The organism is uncultured Cetobacterium sp. (genome assembly GCF_947039425.1).
GTDB lineage: Bacteria > Fusobacteriota > Fusobacteriia > Fusobacteriales > Fusobacteriaceae > Cetobacterium_A.
On sequence record NZ_CAMQYW010000291.1, the window covers coordinates 1 to 2,567 of the forward strand.

The following is a 2,567-nucleotide window of genomic DNA, read 5'->3' on the forward strand; positions in this document are numbered from 1 at the left end:
ACAATAAATAGTGTATATTATTAATATATACTATAGGAGGATGATAATATGTATTATAATGAATATTTCTTTTACTTAAAAGAAAAATTACCAGGAAAGTGTTATGATGTTTTAGATGAATGTTATAATGCACATAAAGAGGAAGTTGAAGCTTCTTTTGCCTATTTTCAAAATTTAGAATATGGAGAAATTTGTGTTGAAACAAAGATAATTATTCCAAGAATAGAATCTTTAACAATGGCTTATGAGATATTAATTAGAGAAAATTTAATTGATGTTACAGAAGATGGAAGATTTAGATTAGATAGATTTGGTGTGTATTTATTACATTATCTAAATAAATAAAAAATTTAAGGAGACTTTTTAGTCTCCTTTTTTACTCTGTTATTGATTTTATATATTTTATTTTTTCTTCGGGAATTGTATAAGTAAAAATGTACTCCTTTTCATTGCTATTAATTTTAATAGCATATTTATTTTCAGTTTCTTCTATTGCATTAATAATTTGAAAATTATCTACATTTAATTCTTCAGCAATACTTTCTAAAAACTCATCCTCAAATTCAAATTCAAAATACTCATCTTCATGTTCAATAACATAATTAAAATCTATACAATTTATTATTTTCATATTAATTCTCCTTTACTTTTATTATATTATACAAATTTATCTATTAAAAATCAATGAAAATAGGTTATAATAAAGTATATAAATTGAATATATTTTAAATATATGTTAATATAAAAATTATAGTGTATATAGTTTCAGGAGGAAAAAATGAATAATACAGGTTTAGTTTTAGAGGGCGGTGGATTAAGAGGAGTTTATACATCTGGTGTTTTAGATTATTTTTTAACACAAAATTTAGAATTTAACTATACAATTGGAGTTTCAGCAGGAGCAATTTATTCAGCTTCTTATGCTTCAAGACAAAAAGAAAGAAATTTAGAAATTGAATTAAAATATTTAGATGATGAAAGATATATGGGATTAAAATATCTGATAAAAACTGGTAATTATATAAATTTAGATTTTGCTTATAGAAAAATGACATATGAATACTTTCCTTTTGATTTTGAAACATTTAAAAATAACAATAGAGAGTTTAAAGTAGGAGCTTTTAACTGTCTAACTGGAGAAACTGAATTCTTTTCAAAAAAAGATTACAAAAATACAGAGGATTTATTACAAGCATTAATAGCAACAGGAAGCCTTCCTTTTTTATCTAAAGAAAGACTCCTTAATAATAAAATTTATTTAGATGGTGGAATTGCAGCTCCTATTCCTTTAGAAGAATCAATAAAAGATGGGAATGATAAACATGTAATTATATTGACTCAAGAAAAAGAGTATAAAAAATTGGCAATGAGACCACAAAGTTTAATAAAAACATACTATAGAAAATACCCTAAAGTTGCTAAAGCATTAATAGAAAGACATGAAGTTTATAATAATTTATTAAAAAAAATTAATGAATTAGAAAAATCAGGAAAAGTTTTTGTAATTAGACCTACAGAAAATCTAGAAGTTGGAAGATTAGAAAGAGATTTAAGTAAAATAGAGGCTTTATATCATTTAGGAATTTCAGATGCTAAAAATATATATAATAATTTATTACAATGGTTAGAAAAGTAAGTTCTTGTAATTTACAAAACTCTTTAAAAAATATTTGTAATTTTCTCAAAAGTTTTGTAAAATATAAAAATATAAAATATTATAGGGTGGGACAATGAAAAAAATATTAGGATTAGGGATACTATTATTTTCAATGAATCTATATGCAAATTCATTTGATTTAATTACATTGGGTAGTGACGGTGGTGTTTTAGATGGAAATATTTCTGGCTATTTAATTAAATCAGCAAATACAGATAATTTTGTATCTTTAGATGCAGGAACAATTCTTCCTGGAATAACTAAAGCATTGAAAAAAGGTAGTTTTAATGAAATTAAAATTCCTAAAGACACTGAATGGAGTGATACTGGATATATTTTTAGAGAAAAAATAAAAGGTTATTTATTAACACATTCACATCTTGATCATATATCAGGGCTTGTAATTTCTTCAACAGAGGATAAGAAAAAAGGAATATATGCTCTTGATAATACAATTAGCAATTTAAAAGATACAGTTTTTAATTGGAAATTATGGCCAAATTTTGGAAATGAAGGCGAAGGATTTAAGTTAAATCAATATTCTTACAATAGAGTTTCTGATGTGGAATTTGTAGAAATACCAGATACTAATTTAAGAGTAAAAGCTTTTCCTCTAAGTCATAGTAATCATATATCTACAATGTTTTTAGTTGAAAATGATGGTGATTATATGGCATATTATGGAGATGTTGGGCCTGATAAAATAGAAAAAACAGATTTATTAGAAAAAACTTTTAAAGTTTTAGGACCATTAATTAAAAAAAATAAATTAAAGGGCATTATGATTGAGGTTTCTTATGATAATTCTAGAGAAGATAACTTATTATTTGGTCATTTAACACCTAAGTGGTTAAATAAAGAATTAGAGGTATTAGAAAAATATTCTGGTAAAAATAAATTGGAGAACTTA

General features: G+C 23.8%; 4 protein-coding genes. 3 read left to right on the top strand and 1 reads right to left on the bottom strand.

Annotated elements, in window-relative coordinates; genetic code table 11:
• Positions 1-48 precede the first annotated feature (48 nt).
• Entirely contained in the window at positions 49-345 is a 297-nt protein-coding gene (locus Q0V09_RS10670) for a hypothetical protein (RefSeq protein WP_297406926.1), read from the top strand.
• A 31-nt stretch (positions 346-376) separates the two neighbouring features.
• On the opposite strand, the gene Q0V09_RS10675 is transcribed toward Q0V09_RS10670, so the two are convergent.
• Complete coding sequence (locus Q0V09_RS10675) at positions 377-631, bottom strand: hypothetical protein (RefSeq protein WP_297406924.1); 255 nt, start codon at positions 629-631, stop codon at positions 377-379.
• A gap of 147 nt (positions 632-778) precedes the next feature.
• On the opposite strand from Q0V09_RS10675, the gene Q0V09_RS10680 reads away from it, so the two are divergent.
• Both Q0V09_RS10680 and Q0V09_RS10685 read left to right on the top strand, forming a co-directional pair.
• Entirely contained in the window at positions 779-1,636 is an 858-nt protein-coding gene (locus Q0V09_RS10680; RefSeq protein ID WP_297489445.1) for a patatin family protein, read from the top strand.
• A 94-nt stretch (positions 1,637-1,730) separates the two neighbouring features.
• Positions 1,731-2,567, top strand: an 837-nt coding sequence (locus tag Q0V09_RS10685; RefSeq protein ID WP_297489448.1) for a 3',5'-cyclic-nucleotide phosphodiesterase, incomplete at its 3' end; no start/stop codon positions are given.

Excerpts from the sequence above, each read along its gene's own strand:
- Q0V09_RS10675 (WP_297406924.1), bottom strand. The coding sequence starts at position 631 with ATGAAAATAATAAATTGTATAGATTTTAATTATGTTATTGAACATGAA.
- Q0V09_RS10670 (WP_297406926.1), top strand. The coding sequence starts at position 49 with ATGTATTATAATGAATATTTCTTTTACTTAAAAGAAAAATTACCAGGA.
- Q0V09_RS10680 (WP_297489445.1), top strand. The coding sequence starts at position 779 with ATGAATAATACAGGTTTAGTTTTAGAGGGCGGTGGATTAAGAGGAGTT.